The organism is Micromonospora sp. CPCC 206060 (assembly GCF_036906895.1).
Lineage (GTDB): Bacteria > Actinomycetota > Actinomycetes > Mycobacteriales > Micromonosporaceae > Micromonospora.
Map to the genome: position 1 here is coordinate 42,868 of NZ_JBAKHU010000004.1, position 21,803 is coordinate 64,670.

The following is a 21,803-nucleotide window of genomic DNA, read 5'->3' on the forward strand; positions in this document are numbered from 1 at the left end:
GCCTCCTCAGGTCACCGGGTCGGCCGGGGACCACTCGGTGACGCGCTCGGCTCCCCACTCGGTACGACCCGGGGAGCGGCGACGACCAGGATGATCTCCTCATCGTCCGGTACCGGCTCCCCCGGTCCCGGTTCGGTGGCGATCACCGTGCCGGGCGGTCGGTCCGACTCACGGGTGCGGATCCGGTAGTCGAGGTCGAGCTGTTCGAGCACCGCGACCGCCTGTTCCCGGGGGAGTCCTACCAGCGGCGGTACCTGCCGGGATCCGGCCGTGGTGGGCGACGCCGCAGTGGTCTGTGGGGTGGTGGGCTGACCGGCGGTCTCCGAGGGTTCGCCGGTGGTGGCGGCCGGCGCGGTGGGCGACGGCAGACCGGTCACCGACGGGACGGCCGATGGCAGCGGTGGCGGGCCGGGCTCCCCCTGCGTCGACCGGAGGATCAGCCAGACTCCGAGCCCCAGCACGCCGAGCAGGAGCAACGCCACGATGCCGGCGACGATCGGCAGCCACCAGCGACGACCCGACTGGTCCTGGTCGGCGTACCAGTCGCCCGGACCGGCGTCGTCGATCGGCTGCGGTGCCCGGACCTCGGCCCGCCCGGACCATGGTGCCGGGTGGGCGGTCTGGTCGACCTGCCCGCCCGGGGGCAGTGGCATGGTCCGGTCGACCGATTCATGGTGGGCTGTCGCACCACCTGCCGGATTCGACCCGCCGCCCGGCGGTGGGATGCGCTGCGTCCGGTCCACGTCGTCTGCGCCCGGCGGTGGGATGCGCTGCGTCCGGTCCGAATCCGGCACGGGTCGCGGCTGTTCCGGTGGATCCTGACGATCGTCGCCCATGGCGCGTCCTCTCCACGGGGGCCGGCGCCCCTGGCCCCCCACCACCAAACTTAACCGCACCTGCGGCAACAGGCCGGGATCGAGCGTCCGACCCCGGCGTGTCCGACGTCAGTCAGGTGGGGCTAGGACCGGCCGTGGGGGCGGTCGGCGGAGCGCTGCCGCAGACGATCTCGACCTGGTCGTTCCAACGGGCCTCGGCGTCCGCAGCCGGGTTCTGCCCGGTCACCGTTCCCTGCCGACCCGAGGCGTACCGGGGATAGAGTCCCTCGTCGACCAGCTTCTGTGCCGCGTCCGCACACCCGTCGCCGGTGAGGTCCGGTACCCGGACGACCGGTGCCGCTCCGGCCACGAAGAGCTGGACCGTGTCGCCGGGGCGTACCGGCGTACCCCTGGCCGGCTCGGTCCGCAGCACCGCCCGGCTCCCGCCATCGGACGCGAAGACCAGTCGCCAACCGAGCCGGCGCTTCCGCAGCTCGGTACGGGCCTGCTCGAAGTCCTTCCCCACCAGGTCAGGCAGCGGCTCTCCGGCGGCGCCGGTGGTCCGCTGCGCAGCCGGGGTGGTGGGCTGCTGGGTGGCCGGTCGCGGCGTACGCGCGGTCGGGACAGCGACCGGCGGGCCGCTGACCGTCGGCACGGCCCCGGCATCTGCGGCGGGTCGCCCGGCTCCCCGGGTGGCGATCAGGTGGCCGCCGAACGCCCCGAGCGCGGCCAGCACGACGAATGCGGTGGCCGAGCCCACTACCAGTTTTCCCCGGCTGGGCCGCCGGACCGGCACTCCCGACCGGTCCGTGTCTCCCTGAACCATCTACGACCTCCGCGTCACCATGGCGACCGTACCGGCCGTCGGCAACGGGGGGTGGACCGGTCGTCGCCCGGCACGACGGCCGGAGGTGGCCCGGCACGACGGCCGGAGGTGGCCCGGCACGACGGCCGGAGGTGGCCCGGCACGACGGCCGGAGGTGGCCCGGCACGACGGCCGGAGGTGGCCCGGCACGACGGCCGGAGGTGGCCCGGCACGACGGCCGGAGGTGGCCCGGCGCCCGGAGGCAGCTCACCCGTGTCGTAAGGGTCGCCCGCCGGCCGGGGGACGGTTACGCTGCCCGGCATGGCCGTACGAGGCTGGGGAGGGCCGGTCGGGACAGCGACCGGCGTGGCGGCTGCTGCGGGGGCTGCCCAACTCGGCCTGGGCTACGGGCTGGGCATCATCACCTGGTTGGCACCGAGCGACCCGTCCGCAGCGACCGCCTGGGTGCAGGGCCTCGCCTGGGCCGTCTGGGTGGCCGCCACGTCAACGGTCGCCGGGGCGCTCGCCGCCGGCCGGCTGACCGGCACCGGTGGGGTCGACGACCCGGCACCGGGTACGGCCCGACCGGTGGCCCGTCCCGGCCGACCCGTACTCGCCCTCGCCTCGGCGATCGGCGCGCTGGTCACGGTCGTCCTGCTCGCCGTACCGGCCCGGACCGCCGACGGTACGACGGCAGCACCCGCGCAGACCGTCGTGGGTGGCCACGCCCTGCTCGGCGTGCTCCTGGGTCTGATCGCGGCGTACTGGGTGCTCACCTCACCGGCCGCCGCCCGGAACGTGGCGGGCACGGTGGCCTGGATCTGGACGTTGGCCGTCGCCGGGGTGGTCGTCCGGGCTGCCGGTGGGGACCCGCCGGTGGGCGGCCCACTGGCCAACTGGCCCCCCGGCACCGGCGACCGGTGGTTCCGCGACATCAGTTACTGGCCGGGCGCGGCGCTCTCCCTCGGTTCCGCCCTGCTGATCGGGATGCTCGCCGCCCGGACGGCGGCCCAACAGCCGACCGGCCGGGTGGGTGCGGCCGGTTCCGGGGCTGCCGGCCCGCTGCTGGTGGCCGTCGCCTACCTGCTGACCACACCGGTTCTGTCCGGGCTGCCGGCGGAGCTGCGCTCGGCCCACCTGGTGGCTCCCTGGGCGGTCCTCGCCGGGCTGGCCGGCTCGGCCCTGGTGGCGGCTCTGGCCCAGCGGGCCGAGCAACGCGCCGAGCAGCGGGCCCGACAGGGTGCCGCCGAACGGGCCGGGCAACCGGCCGGCCCGCAGTCCGGGCAGCGCCCGGAACCGGAAGCGGATGTGGAACCGGAAGCGGATGTGGAACCGGCCCCGGACGGCGGGCCGGTCGATCAGCCGATTGCCCGCCCGGTCGTCCCGCGTCCGCGTTCCCGCCGGTCGAAATCCGCGTCCGCCCCGGCCGGCACCGCCCCGGCGGACGGTACGGAACCGGACCGCCCCGCCACGCCCTGACCGTGCCCCGGCCGACCGGACCGGATCCGCATGCGTTCGTGCGGGAAGGCGGGCCGGCCCGGCGGGCTTACTCCACCGGCCAGGTGTGCACCGGCTCGTTGGTCCGTTGCAGCTCGCCGTAGCGCCTGAGCATGTCGTGCAGTGCGGCCCCCCGGTCCAGTCCGGCATGCCGTTCGGCCGCCCACACCGCCTCGGTCTGCCACACCGCTCCGTTGCGTCCGGTCCGGCACCGTCCCTCGATCACACCAAGCAGTCGGTCCCGGTGCTCGGCCGCGACCCCGAACCGGTCGAGCCCGTTCGCCGCCCGGGGCAGCAGCACGTCGAGCACGAGGTCGGTGGCGCGTACGTCGCCGAGACGGGGCCAGTGCAGGACGGCGTCGATGCCGCGCCGGGCTGCGGCGTGGAAGTTCTCCTCGGCGGCACTGAAGCTGAGCTGACTCCAGATCGGACGGTCGCCCTCGGCGAGATCCCGGGCCAGCCCGAAGTAGAAGGCGGCGTTCGCCAGCATGTCGACCACCGTCGGCCCGGCCGGTAGTACCCGGTTCTCCACCCGCAGGTGCGGGCGGCCGTTCATGATGTCGTAGACCGGCCGGTTCCACCGGTAGACCGTCCCGTTGTGCAGGCGCAGCTCCCCGAGGGTGGGTACGCCGCCGCCGTGCAGCACCTCGGCCGGGTCCTCCTCCTCGCAGATCGGCAGGAGCGGCGGGAAGTAGCGCACGTTCTCCTCGAACAGATCGAAGATCGAGGTGATCCAACGCTCCCCGAACCAGACCCGGGGGCGTACCCCCTGCGCCTTGAGCTCGTCCGGCCGGGTGTCGGTGGCCTGCTCGAAGAGGGCGATCCGCGTCTCTGCCCAGAGCTGCCGCCCGTACAGGAAGGGGGAGTTCGCCCCGATCGCCACCTGCACCGCGGCGATGGCCTGTGAGGCGTTCCAGTAGTTGGCGAAACTGTCCGGGGCGACCTGGAGGTGGAACTGGAGGCTGGTGCAGGCAGCCTCGGGAGCGATCGAGTCGGTGTGCGTCTGCAACCGCTCCACGCCCCGGATGTCCAGTTCGATGTCCTCGCCCCGGGCCGCCACGATCTGCTCGTTGAGGACCCGGTACCGCTCGTTGGTGGAGAGGTTGTCCAGCACCAGGTGGCGTTCGGTGAGGGTGGGCAGGATGCCGATCAGGATGATCGCGGCGTCCGACCTGCCCGCCCGCTCGTTGGCCCGCCCCAGACTGTCCCGGAGATCCTGCTCGTAGTCGGCGAACCCGCTGCCCTCGATCAGCCGTGGGCTGGCGTTCAACTCCAGGTTGAACTGCCCCAACTCGGTCTGGAAGTTGGGGTCGGCGATGTCGGCCAGGATCTGGGCGTTCCGCATGGCGGGCTCGGCGGCACCGTCGATCAGGTTGAGCTCGATCTCCAGCCCGGTGGTGGGCCGGTCCGCATCGAAGCCGAAGTCGTCCAGCATGAGCGCGAAGACGTCGAGGCACCGACGGACCTTCTGTCGGTAGCGGATCCGATCCTCCCGGGAGAAGGCGCCCTTCGCGACGTCCCTACCCATGTGCCCTCCCGGAGCGAGGCGGCCGACGATACAACAGTACGGTCGTACCGTGACGCTTGTGAACTATCTACGGTAAGAGGGACGACCAGATCGGAACCAGAGGCGGACGAAAGGGCACCCGCCAGGCGGGGGCTACCACCCGGCACCGGCCGGCGTTCCCGGGCACCTCCATACCCAGCACGACGCCCCGGGTACCGGGATCGCCGGCAGCCGGGGCGTCGTGCTGGTCACTCGGGACCGGATCAGGCCTCCTGACGGATGGCCTCACCCTCGATCTCGATCTTGATCTTCTTGCCGACCACCACGCCACCGGTCTCCAGGGCCACGTTCCAGGTCAGGCCGAAGTCCTCGCGGTCGATCTCGGTGCTGGCCGAGAAACCGAAGATGTCCTGGCCGTACGGGCTGCGGCCGACGCCCTCGAACTCGACCTCAAGCTCGACCTCGCGGGTGACGCCCTTGATGGTCAGTTCGCCGGTGAGCACGAACTCGTTGCCGTCGTGGGACTTGACCCCGGTGCTGCGGTACTCCAACGTCGGGTACTTCTCGGCCTCCAGGAAGTCACCGCTGCGCAGGTGGTTGTCCCGGTCGGTCTGGCCGGTGCTGATGCTGGCGGCCTGGATCGTGGCAGTGACGGACGACTGGAGCGGGTCCTCGGCAACGGTGATCGTCGCGGTCGCCTCGGCGAACTCGCCGCGCACCTTGCTGACCATCATGTGCCGGACCACGAAGCCGACCCGCTTGTGCGCCTGGTCGAGCAGGTAGGTGCCGGCTGCCGGGATGGTGAGGCCGTCCCACTCGCGGGTAACGGATTCGATGCCGCTGGTCATGTTGCTGCCCTCCGGAGAGATGGTTTAGATACCCAATGGCTGTTGAAGCAACTTTAGCCGAAGCAATATTCCCCCTGTCAAGTACTGCTAGGATGAACCAGTGACCAGGAACGTGTTCGACGACCCCCGCATCACGGCCGTCGGCCTGCTCTTCGAGACGCACGCCGGGCTCTCCGCCCGGTTCGCCGCGCAGTACGAGGAGCACGGCCTGTCGCCGGTGGAGTTCGAGGTGCTCATGCGACTGTCGCGGTCACCCGGCAACCAGCTCCGCATGACCGACCTCGCCGCGCAGACCTCCCTGTCCACGAGCGGGGTCACCCGCGTGGTGGACCGGATGGAACGGGACGGGCTGCTGTGCCGGCGCGCCTGCCCGTCCGACCGGCGCAGTTCGTACGCCGTGGTCACCGAGTCCGGACTCCGGCGACTCGACGAGACGCTGCCCGGCCACCTGGAGATCATCGAGCAGTGGTTCACCGGCCAGCTCACCGCCCGCGAGCTGACCGGCCTGCTCGACGGCCTCCGCAAGGTGCGCGACGCGGTACACCCGGGCGCCACCGCCGGCAGCACCGAACCGGCGCCGCACGCCTGACCACGCCCGGACGCCGACGCCCACCACCGGCAGAAGTGCCGGCAGAACCGGGCCACAGACGGCACGGATCCGCACTTAATAGACAAACCGGTCAGCTAACGCCGGCTAACCTGCATCAGCGGCAACGCACCGGGGGGCGGTGGCGCGGGCGGCGAGCGAGGGGTTAGACAGGGGGCTCCGCCGCTCGCGCCACCTCGAACCCGAGTCGGCGACCGACTGAGCAGGCGACCGGCGACCGGTACCGCTAACGGCTCGCCGCCACAGCCGCGGCGAACCACTGCGCCGCCCGCTCCAGCTCACCCCGACGCAGCGCGAGATATCCCTCGATTGCCGCGTTGACCGCAGCTTCGTCCAGTCGCCCGTCCTGGGCCAGGGCGAGCCCCACCGTGCCCAACTCCCGATAGCGCTGCCCGGGATCACCCTGGCCAGGCAGCGCGTCAGCCACCCGCCGGCCGTTCCGGACCGTTTCGTCGTACCGGCCGACGAACCGGTCGACCTCGGCCAACTCCATCCGGGCCAGGGACCGCAGCCGGCCATCACCGCACCGGGCCGCGAGCCGGTCCACCACCGCCAGCCGGCGCCGGGCGGCCTGGAGGTCACCGACCCGGATGTCGTGCCGGCCCAGTTCGAGCTGGACCACTGCCATGTCCCGGTTCCGGCCGGTACGTGCGGCCAGAGCCAGCGCGGTCTCACCGTGTGCACGGGCCTCGTCGTACCCGCCGGCTGCGGTCAACAGCGCGCAGAGCACGGTACGGGCCGCCACCTCGCCCGGAAGGTCGGCGGTCCGCTGGTACTCCGCCAACGCCTCCTGCGCCGCCGGTACCTCGTCGGCGCCCGCCCCGTGCTCGGCGGCCAGCCGGGCCGTTCCCAGTCGGGCGTCGGCGCGTACCCGGGGGTCGGCGTCGGCGGTGCGCGGGTCGTCCAGCAACCGGCGCAGCCACTGCCGGCCGAACACGTCGCGACCGCGGAAGCCCCACCAGCGGGACAGTGCGGCGGCCAGCGCCAGCGCGGTGTGCGGGTCGTCGTTCGCCGCGTGGGTCAACGCGGTGGAGAGGTCGGGGCTGACCTCGTCGAACCGGCATACCGTCGGCGCCGGGTCGGTACCGGCCAGCTCCGGTGCGATCCGCGCGGCCCACCGGGTCAGCACCACGGCGTGCCTGCGCCGGATCACGGTGGCCTCACCACTGACGATGGCCTGCTCGGCGGCGAAGTCCCGCACCACGTCCAGCAGCCGGAACCGGAACTCCCCGGAGCCACACACGCTCAGCAGGCCGAGTTCGAGCAGGCGGTCCAGCAGGGCCACCAGGTCGGTGCCGGCGACCGGGCCGAACGCCGCCGGTCCGGCACCGGTGTCGGGGTCCGGGCGGGATCCGGTATCCGGATCGGCGGTGAGCAGCTCTTCGGCGAGCGCCAGCGACCACCGGTTACGGAACACGGACAGCACCCGCAGTGCCCGCTGCTCCTCCGGTGCGAGCAGGTGGTAGCTGGCCGCGACCGCGTCCCGCATGGTCACCGCCATCGCCGGCCGGGGAGCAACCGTGGTCAGGTCGAGCACCCGGTCGCCGTACCGGTCGAGCATGTCGTTCAGGTCGAGGATCCGGCCCCGGGCAGCGACCAGTTCGATCGCCAGCGGCAGTCCACCGAGCCGGCGGACGAGGAGACCGAGTGCAGCCAGTTCGTCCGGTCGGGGCGGTTCCCGGCGTACCTGGCCGAGCCGGGCCAGGAAGAGCCGGACCGCCGGGTAGGTGGCCAGCCGGTCCAGGTCGGCGGGGATACCGGTGCGGTGCGCTCCGGCCGGCCCGCTGTCGGGTGGGGGCACGTCCAACGGGGTGACCGGCCAGACCCGCTCGCCGGGCAGACCGACCGGGTGCCGGCCAGTGGCCAGTACCCGCAGACCGGGCAGGTGACCGGTGAGCCGGGTGAGCGCCTCGGCCACCGCACCTGGTGCCCGCTCCACCGCGTCCACCACCAGCAGCGCGGGAGCGTCACCGAGCCGGTCGACGAGTTCCGCCGGTCGGGCCACCCCGAACACCCCGGCCACTGCGGTGAGCACGTCCCCGACGTCCGAACCCTCACCGACCAGGACCCCGGCACGGTGCGGTACGGGTACCGCCCGGGCGACCGAGAGGGCCAGGGCGGTCTTCCCGACACCGGCCAGCCCGACCAGGCTGACCACGGCCGGGGAGCGCCGGTCCGGTGCCGGGGTGAACAGCTCCACCACGCCGGTGACCTCGTCGTCCCGGCCGATCAGTTCGGTGGCGGGCGGCAACTGGTTGATCGGCCCTGCGGCCGGTGGCGGGTTGACCAGCCCTGCGGCCGGTGGCGGGTTGACCAGCCCTGCGGCCGGTGGCGGGTTGCGGTGGCCACGTGCGGCGGCCAGCAGGACGGACCGGTCGGCCGGATCGAGCTGAAGCGCAGCCGCCAGCAGTTCCACGGTCGTCCGCTGCGGGCGTACCGACCGGCCGCGTTCCAGATCACGGACGGTACGTACCCCGACGCCGGCCCGGCTGGCCAGTTCGGCCTGGGTGAACCCGGCGGCGAGCCGGTGCCCGAGCAACAACTCCGGCAGCCCGGACCGACCCTGCCCGCGATCATGATCCGGAGTCATGGGCAGGAAGGCTACGGAGGGCCGCCGACATCCGACAGGATTGCGTCGTCCTACCGACCGGTACCGGTTCGGATATCCGACACGGGTCTCTGCCCAGCGAGGGCGAAGGCATACCGGGCCCGCCACCGGCGTGCCGATCGGTCCCCGGCGCGGCCGACGGCGCCGTCCCGTTGACCGAAGACGGGAGGCGGCCGTCACTCCCTGTCGAGCTGCACCGTTTGTGCAACGGAACCGGCGGACCTGCGGGTGCAGGGCGGGCCGAACTCCCAACCGAACCGCACGGCCCGAACTACAGTGCACCCCCAACTACACGGCACGGCGCGGCCTGAGCTACACCGCACCCCCAGCTGCACGGCACGGCTGAACTACAGCGCACCCCCAGCTGCACGGCAGCACGGCCTGCACACACTGCCCGAACTACACCGCTCGGCCGAACTGCTCCGTCTGTGCCAGCAGCTCGACAGTGGGGCTAACCCTGTCCATCGCGATCGGAACGGTCACCGCCGCTCCTGGCAGCCGACGGGGCCGGCGGGTCAGCTCGACCCAGCCGAGGTGCCGCTGGTACAGCGCGTCCACATCGAAGCATGCCCCATGTCGGGACAGTTCCGTGACCACGGCGGTGAACCAGCCCGCCAGGCAGCCGCAGCAGTTGGCAACGTCGGTAACTGCATGGAGGTGGCCGTCAACCTGCCCGGTGTCGTGGGTGTCCGGGACTCGCAGGACCCGGCCGGGCCGGCGCTGACCTTCTCCCCGGCCGCCTGGCGGGCCTTCGTCACCCAGGTCGCCGAATGAGCCTGACCACAGCCAGCCTGACAGCGCCCGTTCCCCTGGGAACGGGCGCTGTTGCTACCTAAAGCCCCAGATCCCGGGCGATGATCATGCGCTGCACCTCGGAGGTACCCTCGCCGATCTCCAGGATCTTCGAGTCCCGCCAGAACCGGGCCACCGGGTACTCGTTCATGAAGCCGTACCCGCCGTGGATCTGGGTCGCCTCCCGGGCGTTGTCTACTGCGACCGTGCTGGCGTGCAGCTTGGCGATCGCCGCCGAACGCTTGAAGTCCTCGCCGGCCAACATCCGGGCCGCCGCGTCGTAGTACGCCAGCCGCGCGGTGTGCGCCTTCATCTCCATGTCCGCGATCTTGAACTGGATGGCCTGGTAGTTACCGATCGGCTGGCCGAAGGCGTGCCGCTCCTTCGCATACTTCAGCGACTCGTCGACGCAGCCCTGGGCGAGACCGACCGCCAGGGCGGCGATGGCGATCCGGCCCTCGTCGAGGATCCGCAGGAACTGCGCGAAGCCCCGGCCGCGCTCGCCGAGCAGGTTCTCCGCCGGTACCCGGCAGTCGTCGAAGGTCAGTTCGTGCGTGTCCGACGCGTTCCAGCCGACCTTGGAGTAGCCGGGCGCCACGGTGAAGCCGGGCGTACCGGACGGCACGATGATCGTGGACAGTTCCTTGGAGCCGTCCGGCCGGGTACCGGTCACCGCAGTCACCGTGACCAGCACGGTGATGTCGGTACCGGAGTTGGTGATGAACGCCTTCGAACCGTTGATGACCCACTCGTCACCGTCGAGGACCGCCCGGGTCTGGGTACCCCCGGCGTCCGAACCGGTCCCCGGCTCGGTCAACCCGAACCCGGCCAGCGCCTCCCCGCTGACCAGCCTCGGCAGCCAACGCTCCTTCTGTTCGGGGGTGCCGAAGCGGTAGATCGGCATGGCACCGAGCGAGACCGCGGCTTCCAGGGTGATCGCCACGCTGGAGTCCACCCGGGCCAGCTCCTCCAGGGCCAGGCAGAGGGCGAAGTAGTCGCCGCCCATCCCGCCGTGCTCCTCGGGGAAGGGGAGCCCGAACAGCCCCATCTTGCCCATTTGGCGGACCACCTCGTACGGGAAGGTGTGCTTTTCGTAGTGCTCGGCGATGACCGGCGCGACCACCTCGCGGGCGAATTCCCGCACGCTGTCACGGAGCGCTTCGTGCTCCTCGGTGAGCCGGAAGTCCATCGGGTTCCTCCTGTACGGATCGGTCCCGGCCGGCGCTTGTGGCGCCCGGTCGGGGGTGACGCGGCCGGGCCGGCGTGTCACACCGCCGGCCCGGGGTGACGCCGCTAGACCGGGGTGACGCCGTGCCGGCGTCGGGAGAAGTAACGCTCCTTACCCCTGGCGGCGGCGAACCGGCGGACGAGTTCCGACCGCAGTTCGTGCGGTTCGACGATCGCGTCCACCACCAGTTCGCTGGCGAGGCGGACGATGTCGATGTCCCGCTCGTACGCCTCGCGCTTCTCCGCGACGAAGGCGGCGCGCTCGTCCGGGTCGGCGATGGCAGCGATCTTGTTGGCGTAGACCGCGTTGACGGCGGCCTCCGCGCCCATCACCGCGATCTTGGCGGTGGGCAGGGCGATGGTGGCGTCCGGCTCGAACCCCGGGCCGGCCATCGCGTAGAGGCCCGCGCCGTACGCCTTGCGCACCACCACGCAGATCTTCGGCACGGTCGCCTCGGAGATCGCGGTGATCATCTTGGCCCCGTGGCGGATGATTCCCTGCTTCTCCACCGCCGTACCGACCATGAAGCCGGGCACGTCGGAGAGGAAGAGCAGCGGCACGTTGAACGCGTCGCAGAGCTGCACGAACCGGGTCGCCTTGTCCGCCGAGTCGACGAAGAGAACGCCGCCCTTGAACATCGAGTTGTTGCCGACCACGCCGACGACCTGGCCGTTCAGCCGGCCGAAGCCGATGGTCAGCTCCCTGGCCCAGAGTGCCTGGATCTCGAAGAACGAGCCGTCGTCGAGCAGACCCCTGACGTACCGGCGCATGTCGAACGCCTGGCGCTCACTGACCGGTACCAGTGCGGCCAGGTCGACCTTCTCCGGCGCCGGCACCGCCTCCGCAGCCGGCGGCTGCTCGGTCCAGTTGGCCGGCAGGTACGACAGGTAGCGCTTGACCACGTCGAGCGCCTCGGCCTCGGTCTTGCAGAGGAAGTGCCCGACGCCCGACTCGGCGCAGTGCACCTTCGCCCCACCCATCGCCTCCAGGGTGGTCTTCTCGCCGGTCACCATCTCGACCATCCGGTCCGAGCCGAGGTACATGCTGGCGTTGCCGTCGACCATGGCGACCACGTCGCAGAACGCCGGGATGTACGCCCCGCCGGCCGCGCTCGGCCCGAACAGCGCGCAGACCTGCGGGATCGAACCGGAGGCGCGGACCTGGTTCCAGAAGATCTTGCCGGCGCCGCGCCGGCCCGGGAAGAGATCGACCTGGTCGGTGATCCGGGCGCCGGCCGAGTCGACCAGGTAGACCATGGGTACGCCGTTCGCGTACGCCCGCTCGATGATCCGGATGATCTTCTCGACGGTACGGGCTCCCCAACTGCCGGCCTTGACCGTGGAGTCGTTCGCCATCAGGCAGACCTGCCGGCCGTCGATCGTGGCGGTACCGGTGACCACCCCGTCGGCGGGCAACCCGTCGGCGAGGGCGTTGGCGTAGAGGCCGTCCTCGACGAAGGAACCCTCGTCGACCAGCAGAGCTACCCGTTCCCGCGCAAAGAGCTTTCCCTTCGCGGCGTTCGCCGCGTGGTACTTGTCCGCACCGCCGGCCCGGGCCCGCTTGCGTAGCTGCTCCAGTGCCTCACCGTCGAGCGTCACGCCGACTCCCTCGTCGCGTGCCGGACAAACCGGCCTACCGACCTGAACGATCGTTAGGCTAGCGTATCCCCTCACCCTCCGGCGAGCCGCACCGCCGCCGCGTGACCAGGGTCCGGAACGCTGAGAGCTGGTCCCCGTGACCGGGGACCGGCCCTCGATCTGCTGATGCCCGTGACCGGGGACCGGACCTCGATCTGCTGATACACGAAGCCCCGGCCCGCTGATCCTGGCGACGACGCGGGTGGGGGATCAGGCGGGCAGCGGGGTCAGCCGGGTGCGGGGGCCGGCCCGCAGCACGCCCGAGGGCAGCTTCTTGCCGACCAACTCCTCGGCCAACTCCGCGGCCTCGATCAGGGCGTCCAGGTCGATGCCGGTGTCGATGCCCATGTCGTGCAGCATGTGCACCGCCTCCTCGGTGGCCAGGTTGCCGCTGGCCCCCGGCGCGTACGGGCAGCCGCCGAGGCCGCCGACGCTGGCGTCGAACTCGGTGACGCCCAACTCCATCGCGGTCAGCATGTTCGCCAGGGCGGTGCCCCGGGTGTTGTGGAAGTGCAGCAGCACCGGGATGTGCGCGTTCTGGTCCCGTACAGCGGTGAGCAGCTCACGGACCCGCCGGGGCGTACCCATGCCGGTGGTGTCGCCGAACGCGACCCGGTCGGCGCCGTCACGGACCACCCGGTCGACGATGCCGGCCACCCGCTGCGGGTCGACGTCCCCCTCGTACGGGCAGCCGAAGCTGGTCGCCACGATGACCTCGGCGGTGGCCCCGGCACTGTGCAGCAGGTCGATCAGCTCGGCGATGTCGTCCAGCGACTCGTCCGTGGACCGGTTGACGTTGCGCCGGTTGTGGGTGTCGCTGGCCGAGACCACCACCTCGATCTCGGTGAAGCCGGCGGCGAGGGCGCGCTGCGCGCCCCGGGTGTTCGGCACCAACGCCGAGTAGCGCACCCCGTCGGCCTCCGTGGCCCGCTGCCACACCTCGTCCGCGTCGGCCATCTGCGGGATGGCCTTCGGGTGCACGAACGAGACGGCCTCGATCCGCCGCACGCCGGTACGCGACAACGCGTCGATCAGCCGCACCTTGGCGTCGGTGGGGATGGGCTCCTCGTTCTGGAGTCCGTCCCGCGGCCCGACCTCCCGGATGGAGACGAAGTCCGGCAGTTCCGCCATAAGGGGTCACCTCACTGTGACGGTCTCAGAGCGTCCGGCAATAGGACTGGCGGGGCCGCCCTATTGCCGGTCGCTCTTACGTGATGGGTTCCCCCAGCATCCCACCCCGCCTCCGCCTCTCGGCCTCCCGTTCGCTTCGCCGCCCCGGCCTTCCGCGTTGATCATGAAGCTATTGCCATCCCTGCCGGCGTGTCGTGACAACAACTTCATGATCAACGCTAAGGGCGGGGCGGGGCGGGGACAGGGCGGGGCGGGGTCAGCGCATCCGGCCGACGATGCCGGTGTCGTAGTCGCCGGAGACGAACTCGGCGTTCTCCAGCAGTTCGGCGAAGAAGGGCAGGTTGCACTTCGGGCCGGCGACCTCGAAGCCGGCGACGGCGGCACGGGCCCGCTCGATCGCCTCGGCCCGGGTCGCGCCGCTGACGATGAGCTTGGCCATCAGGCTGTCGTAGAACGGGGTAACCGTGTTCCCCTCGACGTAGCCGGAGTCGACGCGTACCCCGTCGCCGGTCGGCTCCACCCACGCCTTGACCACACCAGGGCCGGGCAGGAACCGCTTCGGGTCCTCGGCGTTGATCCGCAGCTCGATCGCGTGCCCCTGCGGGGCGAGTGCGTCCGGGTCGAAAGTGGGCGCCAGCCCGGCCGCCACCCGCAGCTGCTCCTCGACCAGATCCACCCCGTAGACCAGCTCGGTCACCGGGTGCTCCACCTGGAGCCGGGTGTTCATCTCCAGGAAGAAGAAGTCATCGAGGCCGGAAGCCGAGCCGTCGGAGTCCCGTTCACCCGGGACCAGCAGGCACTCGACCGTGCCGGCGTTGCGGTAGCCGACCGCCTCACCGGCGCGGACCGCAGCCGCGAGGAACCGCTCCCGCAGCTCGGGGGAGACCGCCGGGGACGGCGACTCCTCGACCAGCTTCTGGTTGCGCCGCTGCACCGAGCACTCCCGCTCACCGAGCGCCACCACCCGACCGTCGGCCAGGCCGAGGATCTGCACCTCGACGTGCCGTACCCGGGGGAAGTACCGCTCGATCAGCACCGAACCGTCACCGAACATCCGCTCGGCGAACGAGCGGACCTTGTCGTACTCGGTGCGCAGCGCCTCCTCGTCGTTGGCCACGCCCATGCCCATGCCACCGCCGCCGGCGGCGGCCTTGACCATCACCGGGTAGCCGATCTCGTTCGCCGCCGTCACCGCCGCGTCGATGTCGGCGGCCGGGTCGGTGGTGCCGGGCGCAACCGGCACGCCGGCCGCCGCCATCAGGTTCCGCGCGTTGATCTTGTCGCCCATCGCGGTGATCGCGTCCGCCGAGGGACCGACCCAGATCAGGCCGTTGGCCTCGACGGTACGGGCAAAGTCGGCGTTCTCCGACAGGAAGCCGTAGCCGGGGTGGATCGCCTGGACCCCGGTCGACTTGGCAGCGGCGAGGATCGCCTCGACGTTGCGGTAGCTCAGCGCCGGGTTGGCCGGGCCAACGCAGACCGCCTCGTCCGCCTCGGTGACGAACGGCAGTCCGGCGTCCGCCTCGGAGTGCACCGCGACCGTACGGATCCCGAGCCGCCGGGCGGTACGGATGATCCGGCGGGCGATCTCGCCCCGGTTGGCGACGAGCAACGAGTCGATCATGGTTCCCTCTCTGCGGATCCGGACATCGGAACGGGGACAGGAAAATCCGGTACGGGTGACGGGGAAGAAGCGGTGCGGGCTACTCCATCCGGTACCGCGACGGTCACTGATCGGGGTCGGCAAGCAACGCGGTCAGCGTGGCGGTACGCAGCAACCGGGCCCGCCGCGCCTGGTCGACCTCACCACCGAGGAACGGGGTGGAGTTCATCAGACCGAACGCCGCATGCGCCAGCACCCGGCCCTCACCGGCGGGGAGACCCGGGTGCAGGGCGGTCAGCACCACCACCCACTCCTCCACGTAGAGCCGCTGCAACCGGCGGATCTGCCGGCGCGGATCCTCGGGCAACCGGTCCAGCTCGTGCAGGTGCAGGGCGATCACCGCCGGGTTGGCCAGCGCGAAGTCGACGTGGAAGTCGATCAGCGACTCCAGCGCGGTACGCGGGTCCGCCGGATGTGCCGCCGCCCGCTCACGGCCACCGGCGAGCAGTCCCTCGCTCACCGGGATGAGGGCGGCGGCCAGCATCGCCTCCTTGCCGGCGAAGTGGTGGTACAGCGCCGGTCCGGTCACCCCGGCCGCCGCACCGATGTCGTCCATCGACACGCCGTGGTAGCCACGGGCGGCGAAGAGCCCGACCGCGATCTCCAGGATCTCGTCGCGCCGTGACCGCCGTCGGCCGGCCACCGGCCCCTTCGCCGCCGTCCCCGTCGCCTGCTGCTCCACCGTCACCCGGTCAGCCTAATCCGCTGTCAATCGTCGCTCCCACCAGCGGTTTGCCGCCCGGTCCCCGCGCGGTCCCCGGTCAGGCCCCGCGCGGCCCCCGGTCAGTCCCCGTCGGCCAGGCGGTACTCGTCGCGCAGCGCGTCCGCCTCGGCGGTGCGCCCCAGCCCGGTCAGCGCGCGGGCGAGCAGCCAGGCCGCCCGGGGTACCGCACCGGACGTCTTCGGCAACGCCCCCAACGCGCGGCGCAGCACCGGCTCCGCCTCGGCCGGCCGGTCCAGCCGTAGCAGCAGCTCGCCGGTGAGCAGTTCCACCTGCAGCGCCTCACCGAACGCGTCGATCGCCCGTAGCTGCCCGGTCACCCCGGCCAGCCGGTCCAGTGCCTCCCCGGGCCGGTCGGCACCGAGCAGCACCCGGGCCGCCGCGTCGGCCAGCATAGCCAGCTCCCAGATCACCGCCGGCTGTTCGACGGTGGCTGCGGGGAGCGCGGCGGCGACCTGGTCGGCCCGGTCGACGGCGGCCAGCGCCTGGGTCACGTCACCGGACCAGAGCAGCGCCGCCGCCTCCCGCCGCCGCGACCGCAACTCGTCCACCGACAGACCGGCCAACTGGTACGCGGTCGCCGCAGCAGCGAACCGCTGTGCGGCCAGAACGTCCCGGTCTCGGTCGTACAGCACTCCGCCGGCCTCCTCAAGCACCTGTGCCCGCCCCGGTAGGTTGTCCGGCCCGTCGAGGTTCTCGGCCAGCTGGTCGAGCAGCGCCAGGGCCGGCTGGTCCTCGTCGAGCGCGAGATAGATGGTGGCCAGCAGATGCCGGCACTGGTCGGCCTCCGACTGGTGACCCAGCCGGTCCAGCGCGCCGACCGCCTCCTCGGCGACCTCGGCCGCCTCCGCCAGCCGTCCGGCCAGCCGGTACGCGTTGGCCAGCTCCCAGCGGAGGAACGCCGCACCGTCGGCGACGCCCCGCTCCACGCAGAGCGCGACCGCCTCCACGAAGTCCTCGACCGCCTGGGCCGGCCGGTCCGCCGTCATCAGCAGCCGGCCCCGGGTCAACCGGACCGGTAGCGCCGCCTCGGCCGGCGCCACCCGCAGCGCCTCGTCGCAGGCGTCGACCGCCTCCGCCGGATCGTCCACCGCCCGCGCGTACGCCAGGCAGGACGCGGTCAGGAACCGGGGCATCGCCAGCTCCCGGCTCAGCTCCCGGGAGCGGCGGGCCGCAGCCAGGAACTCCGCCGGCTCGTCGAGCTGTTCCAGGCACTGGGTACGCCGCAGGGCGAGAAGCACGGGCAGGTACGGGTCGTCGCTCTCCTTGGCCGCCTCCTCGGCCCGTTCCACCGCCTCCAGGGCCTCGGCCCAGCGGTCCTGGCGGATCAGGGCGGACGCCAACCGGTCGTAGCCACCGGCCCGCTCGACCGGGTCACCGTGTTCGGCCAGGTACCCGGCCGCCGACCGGACCAGCTGCAACCCCTCGTCGGGCTCGCCGAGGGCACAGCACAGCACCCCGAGCCGGCCGGCCACGATCTGCTCCCGCACCTGCTCGCCGAGCTCCCGGTAGCGGCGCATCGCCTCCTCGTTGGCGGCCCGGGCCGCCGGCAGCTCCTCCGCACTGTCGAACTGGGCTGCGCGCAGCTCGACCCGCCGGACCCGGACCAGCTCGGGCACCCCGGGGTCGTCAGCGAAACGTTCGTCGTACCGGTCGAGGACGGCGGCCATGTCGTCCAGCCGGTCCGCCCGCCACCGCTGCCCGGCGAGGTCCAGCAGTTCCCCGGCCGTGGCGTCCGCCGGGATCTCGACGGCGGGGCGGGTGACCGCGACGGGCGTCGTCGTCGACCCGGTCACCGCGCCGGCGCCGGACGGGGTGGCCGTCGCCGGGGCCGCCCCGGGCCGGGCCGGGGGCTGACGCCGCAGGCTGGCGGAGAGCGGCAGGTGCGCACCGATCGGTTCGGCCGCCAGCCGGGCGACGAGCCGCCGCGACTGGGTGTCCGTGCCGTTGCGCTCGTCGAAGCGGGCGGCCAGCCCGGTGGCCAGGTCGGCCAGCTCGACGGCGAGCACGCTGACCGGTACGTCCGCGGCCGGGCGGTCACCGTGCGCCCGGCGGTGCACCGTCAGGTCGCCGTGCCCGGCCGCGTCGAGCCGGCGCAGCACCAGGGCCGCCGCACCGGAGAACTCCAGCGCGGCGCCCGGGGAGGGTGCCCGGTCCAGCCACTCCAGGTGCCGTTCCACGATCTCCAGGCCACGCGCCTCGTTGCCGGTGAGCGCGCAGAACTCCAGGTGCTCACCGATCTGCCCGAGGTCGGCGAGGTTGCCCCGGATCCGCCGGTACGCCTGCCGGTGTGCGTCCCGGGCGGCGTCCCGCCGGTCGGTCCGCAGGTACGGCAGGAGCAGGGCGGTGAGGATGCCCTGCGGCTGCTCGGTGCAGGAGAGCCGGCCGGCGAGTACCGGCTCGGCGAGCGCCACCGCCGCCTCGTCCTGCCCGGTGGCGGCGAGGTACCCCGCCTGCGCGGACGGGTCACAGCCAGCGCAGTCGGAGAGGTCGTCGCGGGGGGTGGTGACCCATCGCCGGTACCACTCGGCCGCCTCCTCGTCGGCGCCGAGGTGCCGGGCCACCCGGTGCCGGTGCTTGTAGACGGCCTGGAGGCTGTGCCCACCGTCCCGGTAGCGCCGCTCCATGTCGTCCAGGACCGCGTACGTGCGGTCCAGCGGCACCTCGGGGAAGTCGAGCAGGGCGTTGATCATGTACTTGAAGTGCCACAGCAGGTTGTCCGCGTGCCGGGCGTGGTACGGCTGGGGTGCCCGGTCGAAATCCGCCAGACACCAGGAGAAGCTGACGAACGACTTGGCCGGCTCACCGCCGTAGACGTACGCGGTGGTGGCCAGCATCCGCACGGCGAAGGCCAGGTGCGCGTCACCCTCGGCATCGGCCCGGCGGACGAGCTGCTCGACGGCGGCCACCTGACCGGGCCCGTACGGCATCTCGTAGACCTCGTGCAGCACCCGCCACAGGTCCTCGCTGGTGGTCACGCCTCACTCCCCTGTCCTGGCACCGCCCGGCCCAACAGGCCGAGGAAGGAACTGTTCAACAACGCGGCGTCGGCCGGCCGGATCGGGTGGTACCCGAGCAGCAGGGCCTGCCCGTACAACGCCTCGACGGCGAGGCCGGCCAGCTCCGGGTCGCCGAGCGTGGTGACCCGACGGACCAACGGGTTGCGGTGGTTGAGCACCAACTGCGGTCGCTCCGGCGGGCCGGACGCGGCGAGCGCGTCGAGCACCCCGCCCCACAGCTCGTCGGCGCGCTGCCGGGTCTCGGCGAGCTGGTCGTGAAAGAGCGCCGACCGGCTGACCAGGTACAGCGCCGGCAACGAGACCGGATCGAAGGCACGCAGCACCACCTCGCAGCCGAGCCGGTCCAGGACCCGCTGGGCGGCGGTGAGGAACGGCCGCAGGGCCAGCTCGGTCGCCGGGTCGAGGCTGTCAAACCGGGTGGTCAGGTCGCTCGGTTCCAGCCGCTCGATCAGCACCGCCCGGTCCACTGCGGGCAGCCGCTCGATCAGCTCGGTGTCGTACGTGTACCCGGCGTTGACCACGGCCAGGTCCTGGGCCGCCGCGACCGCTGCGAGCTGCCGGAACTCGTCGATGCTGGCCGCGTACCGGATCACGCCGTGCCGCTCGCGGAACTCGGCGAGGGTGGACTGGCCGGCGTTGGTCTCCATCGGCCACCACTGCTCCACCAGCCGGAGCATCTCGTCGTCGTGCAGCGCCAGGGCCTTGACCCCGAGATGGTGGATCTGGAGGAACTCGGCGAGCCGGCGCGGATCGGCCCCGGCCAACCGGACCAGCCAGCCCCGGAGCTGGTCGCCGAGGGCCTCCCGGGTGCTCTCCAGCAGGCTGTCCTCGTAGAGCGCCTCCCGGCTGGCCGTCGGACGCAGCTCGCTGGCGTCGACCACGCAGTGCGCGAAGAACGCCCAGTCCGGCAGCAGGCCGTCCGCGTTCTCGGTGAGCAGCATCCGCTTGAGGTAGACCCGGTGACCGGCGCGGGCGGCCGGGTTCACCGGGGCCGGCAGCACGTACGCCACCCCGGTCAGCCCCGCCTCCGGAACCGACAGCGGCACCACGTCGAACGGGGTGTAGCCAAGATTCTCCCGGGCGTACCGGATCAGATCGTCCCGGCGGGCGGCGGGGGACCGGCCGGGAACGGCCGACCAGGGCGGCGGCCCGGAGGTGGTCTCCACGTCACCGACCCGGACGGTGACCGGCAGCAGCGAGCCGTAGAGCCGGGCCAGCTCGGTCACGGTCGGCACGGAGAGCCACTGGTCGGCGTCCCGGCGCGGGACCAGGGTCACCGTGGTGCCCGGCTCGATCCGCTGGGCGTCCGGCGCGGCCAGGTCGACCGCGTACCGGCCGTCGGAGTGGCCGGTCCAGAGCACGGTCGGCTCGTCGGCGTGCCGGGTCACCACCCGGATCTCGTCGGCGACGAGGAAGCAGGAGAGCAGCCCGATGCCGAACTGGCCGAGGAACTCGTGCCGGGCGAACCCCAGCTCGTCACGCTTGGAGCTGCGGCCGATGGTGGCGAGCAGCTCGTGCACCTGCGCCTCGGTCAGCCCGATGCCGGTGTCGTGCACCCGCAGCGTGCCGTCCCCGGTCAGCTCCGGCGGCTCGATCCAGACCACGGCGGGTGCCCCCGGGTCGGTGGACCGGCGCGCGGTGATCGCGTCGACGGCGTTCTGCAGCAGTTCACGGACGAAGACCCGTGGGCTGCCGTACAGGTGATGACTGAGCAGGTCGACCACGCCACGGAGGTCGACCTGGAAGGTACGGTCCACGCCTGATTGCTCCCCACCCTGGAATGTCGGCGCCCACCGTACCGGTAGGGGGCGACGTCCGAGGTCCCCGGTTTCCCGTCCCCGCCCCGCCCCGCCCCCGCCCCGCCGATCATGGACTTGTGGTGGGTGACAAAGGCCACTTACTTCTCTTATCTACCACCACAACTCCATGATCGACCCGGTCGCCCCCTCGGCGGGGCGCTCAGTCGCCGGTAAGGCCGCCCGGCTGGTCGCCCCGGACGACGGGTGCCCGGACCAGGTTGCCCCACTCGGTCCACGAGCCGTCATAGTTGCGGACCTGGGGATAGCCGAGCAGGTGCCGCAGCACGAACCAGGTGTGGCTGGACCGCTCCCCGATCCGGCAGTACGCAATCACGTCGTCGGACGGGTCCAGTCCCAGCTGGTCGGCGTAGATCGCCCGCAGTTCGTCCGCCGACCGGAAGGTGCCGTCGTCGTTGGCCGCCGACTTCCACGGCTTGTTGACCGCACCGGGGATGTGCCCGCCGCGCAGCGCGCCCTCCTGCGGGTAGTCCGGCATGTGCAGCATCTCGCCGGTGTACTCGCCGGGCGACCGGACGTCGACCAGCGGCCGGGCCGCCGCGATGTGCGCCATCACCTGGTCCCGGTACGCCCGGATCGGCGCGTCGTCGCGGACCGGCACCGGATAGTCGGCGCGGGGCCGGGTCACCCGCTCCCGGGTCAGCTCCCGCCCCTCGGCGATCCACTTCTGCCGGCCGCCGTCGACCAGCCGGACGTCGGGGTGGCCGAAGAGGGAGAAGACCCAGAGCGCGTACGCCGCCCACCAGTTGAAGTTGTCGCCGTAGAAGACCACCGTGTCGTCCCGCCCGATGCCCTTGGCGGCACACAGCTCGGCGAACCCGGCCGCGTCGAGGTAGTCCCGGGTCACCTGGTCGTTCAGTTCGAGGTGCCAGTCGACCTTCACCGCACCGGGGATGTGCCCGGTGTCGTAGAGCAGCACATCCTCGTCGGATTCGACGACGACCAGCCCGTCGGCACCGAGATGCTCGGCGAGCCATCCGGTGGTGACGAGTCGCTGCGGATCGGCGTACGACTGCAGGACGGGGGCGGGATCACTCGGCAGTGGCATGATCCCCAAAGTACGCCGGACCGGCGCACCCGGCCGGGGAACCGGCCGGCGCACCCCGG

At 72.2% G+C, this 21,803-nt stretch carries 15 protein-coding genes and 1 pseudogene; 3 read left to right on the top strand and 13 right to left on the bottom strand.

Annotated elements, in window-relative coordinates:
* Positions 1-11: 11 nt before the first annotated feature.
* The gene (locus V6U90_RS05585) at positions 12-653 is read right to left on the bottom strand and encodes a PASTA domain-containing protein (RefSeq protein ID WP_334431615.1); all 642 of its coding nucleotides are present in this window, start codon (positions 651-653) and stop codon (positions 12-14) included.
* 295 nt (positions 654-948) lie between these two features.
* Positions 949-1,575, bottom strand: a complete 627-nt coding sequence (locus V6U90_RS05590; RefSeq protein ID WP_334431617.1) for a PASTA domain-containing protein — start codon at positions 1,573-1,575, stop codon at positions 949-951.
* 366 nt (positions 1,576-1,941) lie between these two features.
* On the opposite strand from V6U90_RS05590, the gene V6U90_RS05595 reads away from it, so the two are divergent.
* Entirely contained in the window at positions 1,942-3,099 is a 1,158-nt protein-coding gene (locus tag V6U90_RS05595; protein ID WP_334431619.1) for a hypothetical protein, read from the top strand.
* A gap of 67 nt (positions 3,100-3,166) precedes the next feature.
* Here V6U90_RS05595 and V6U90_RS05600 read toward each other — a convergent pair whose 3' ends face one another.
* Together V6U90_RS05600 and V6U90_RS05605 are read right to left on the bottom strand one after the other, a co-directional pair.
* A complete protein-coding gene (locus tag V6U90_RS05600; RefSeq protein WP_334431621.1) occupies positions 3,167-4,645 on the bottom strand; it encodes a glutamate--cysteine ligase in 1,479 nt (492 codons plus the stop codon).
* Between the two features lie 242 nt (positions 4,646-4,887).
* Positions 4,888-5,472, bottom strand: coding sequence for a YceI family protein (locus tag V6U90_RS05605; RefSeq protein ID WP_334431623.1), 585 nt, complete (start codon positions 5,470-5,472; stop codon positions 4,888-4,890).
* A gap of 100 nt (positions 5,473-5,572) precedes the next feature.
* Here V6U90_RS05605 and V6U90_RS05610 point away from each other — a divergent pair, with 100 nt between their 5' ends.
* Positions 5,573-6,061, top strand: coding sequence for a MarR family winged helix-turn-helix transcriptional regulator (locus V6U90_RS05610; protein ID WP_334431625.1), 489 nt, complete (start codon positions 5,573-5,575; stop codon positions 6,059-6,061).
* Positions 6,062-6,320: 259 nt separating this feature from the next.
* On the opposite strand, the pseudogene V6U90_RS05615 reads toward V6U90_RS05610, so the two are convergent.
* Positions 6,321-8,669 (bottom strand): annotated as a pseudogene (locus tag V6U90_RS05615) (ATP-binding protein); the annotation flags it as partial.
* A 591-nt stretch (positions 8,670-9,260) separates the two neighbouring features.
* Here V6U90_RS05615 and V6U90_RS05620 point away from each other — a divergent pair.
* Positions 9,261-9,461 (top strand): DUF397 domain-containing protein, encoded by a 201-nt coding sequence (locus V6U90_RS05620; RefSeq protein WP_334431627.1) that lies wholly within the window; start codon positions 9,261-9,263, stop codon positions 9,459-9,461.
* A gap of 58 nt (positions 9,462-9,519) precedes the next feature.
* Here the strand turns inward: V6U90_RS05620 and V6U90_RS05625 are convergent, their stop codons facing one another.
* The 8 genes from V6U90_RS05625 to V6U90_RS05660 all read right to left on the bottom strand — a co-directional run bounded on the left by V6U90_RS05625 (position 9,520) and on the right by V6U90_RS05660 (position 21,744).
* On the bottom strand, positions 9,520-10,668 hold the full coding sequence (locus V6U90_RS05625; RefSeq protein WP_334431629.1) for an acyl-CoA dehydrogenase family protein: 1,149 nt from the start codon (positions 10,666-10,668) through the stop codon (positions 9,520-9,522).
* A gap of 104 nt (positions 10,669-10,772) precedes the next feature.
* Positions 10,773-12,305: an acyl-CoA carboxylase subunit beta gene (locus V6U90_RS05630; protein WP_334431631.1), complete on the bottom strand. Its 1,533-nt coding sequence runs from the start codon at positions 12,303-12,305 to the stop codon at positions 10,773-10,775.
* 249 nt (positions 12,306-12,554) lie between these two features.
* Positions 12,555-13,475 carry a hydroxymethylglutaryl-CoA lyase gene (locus tag V6U90_RS05635; protein WP_334431633.1) on the bottom strand — a complete coding sequence of 307 codons (921 nt, stop codon included), beginning with the start codon at positions 13,473-13,475 and terminating at the stop codon, positions 12,555-12,557.
* Positions 13,476-13,731: 256 nt separating this feature from the next.
* Positions 13,732-15,099 carry an acetyl-CoA carboxylase biotin carboxylase subunit gene (locus V6U90_RS05640; RefSeq protein ID WP_334431635.1) on the bottom strand — a complete coding sequence of 456 codons (1,368 nt, stop codon included), beginning with the start codon at positions 15,097-15,099 and terminating at the stop codon, positions 13,732-13,734.
* 103 nt (positions 15,100-15,202) lie between these two features.
* Positions 15,203-15,826 carry a TetR/AcrR family transcriptional regulator gene (locus tag V6U90_RS05645; protein ID WP_334431637.1) on the bottom strand — a complete coding sequence of 208 codons (624 nt, stop codon included), beginning with the start codon at positions 15,824-15,826 and terminating at the stop codon, positions 15,203-15,205.
* A gap of 95 nt (positions 15,827-15,921) precedes the next feature.
* On the bottom strand, positions 15,922-18,837 hold the full coding sequence (locus tag V6U90_RS05650; protein WP_334431639.1) for a hypothetical protein: 2,916 nt from the start codon (positions 18,835-18,837) through the stop codon (positions 15,922-15,924).
* Positions 18,834-20,636, bottom strand: coding sequence for an HSP90 family protein (locus V6U90_RS05655; RefSeq protein WP_334431641.1), 1,803 nt, complete (start codon positions 20,634-20,636; stop codon positions 18,834-18,836). The genes V6U90_RS05650 and V6U90_RS05655 overlap by 4 nt, the downstream gene beginning before the upstream one ends.
* A 202-nt stretch (positions 20,637-20,838) precedes the next feature.
* Positions 20,839-21,744 (bottom strand): sulfurtransferase, encoded by a 906-nt coding sequence (locus tag V6U90_RS05660; protein WP_334431643.1) that lies wholly within the window; start codon positions 21,742-21,744, stop codon positions 20,839-20,841.
* Positions 21,745-21,803 lie beyond the last annotated feature (59 nt).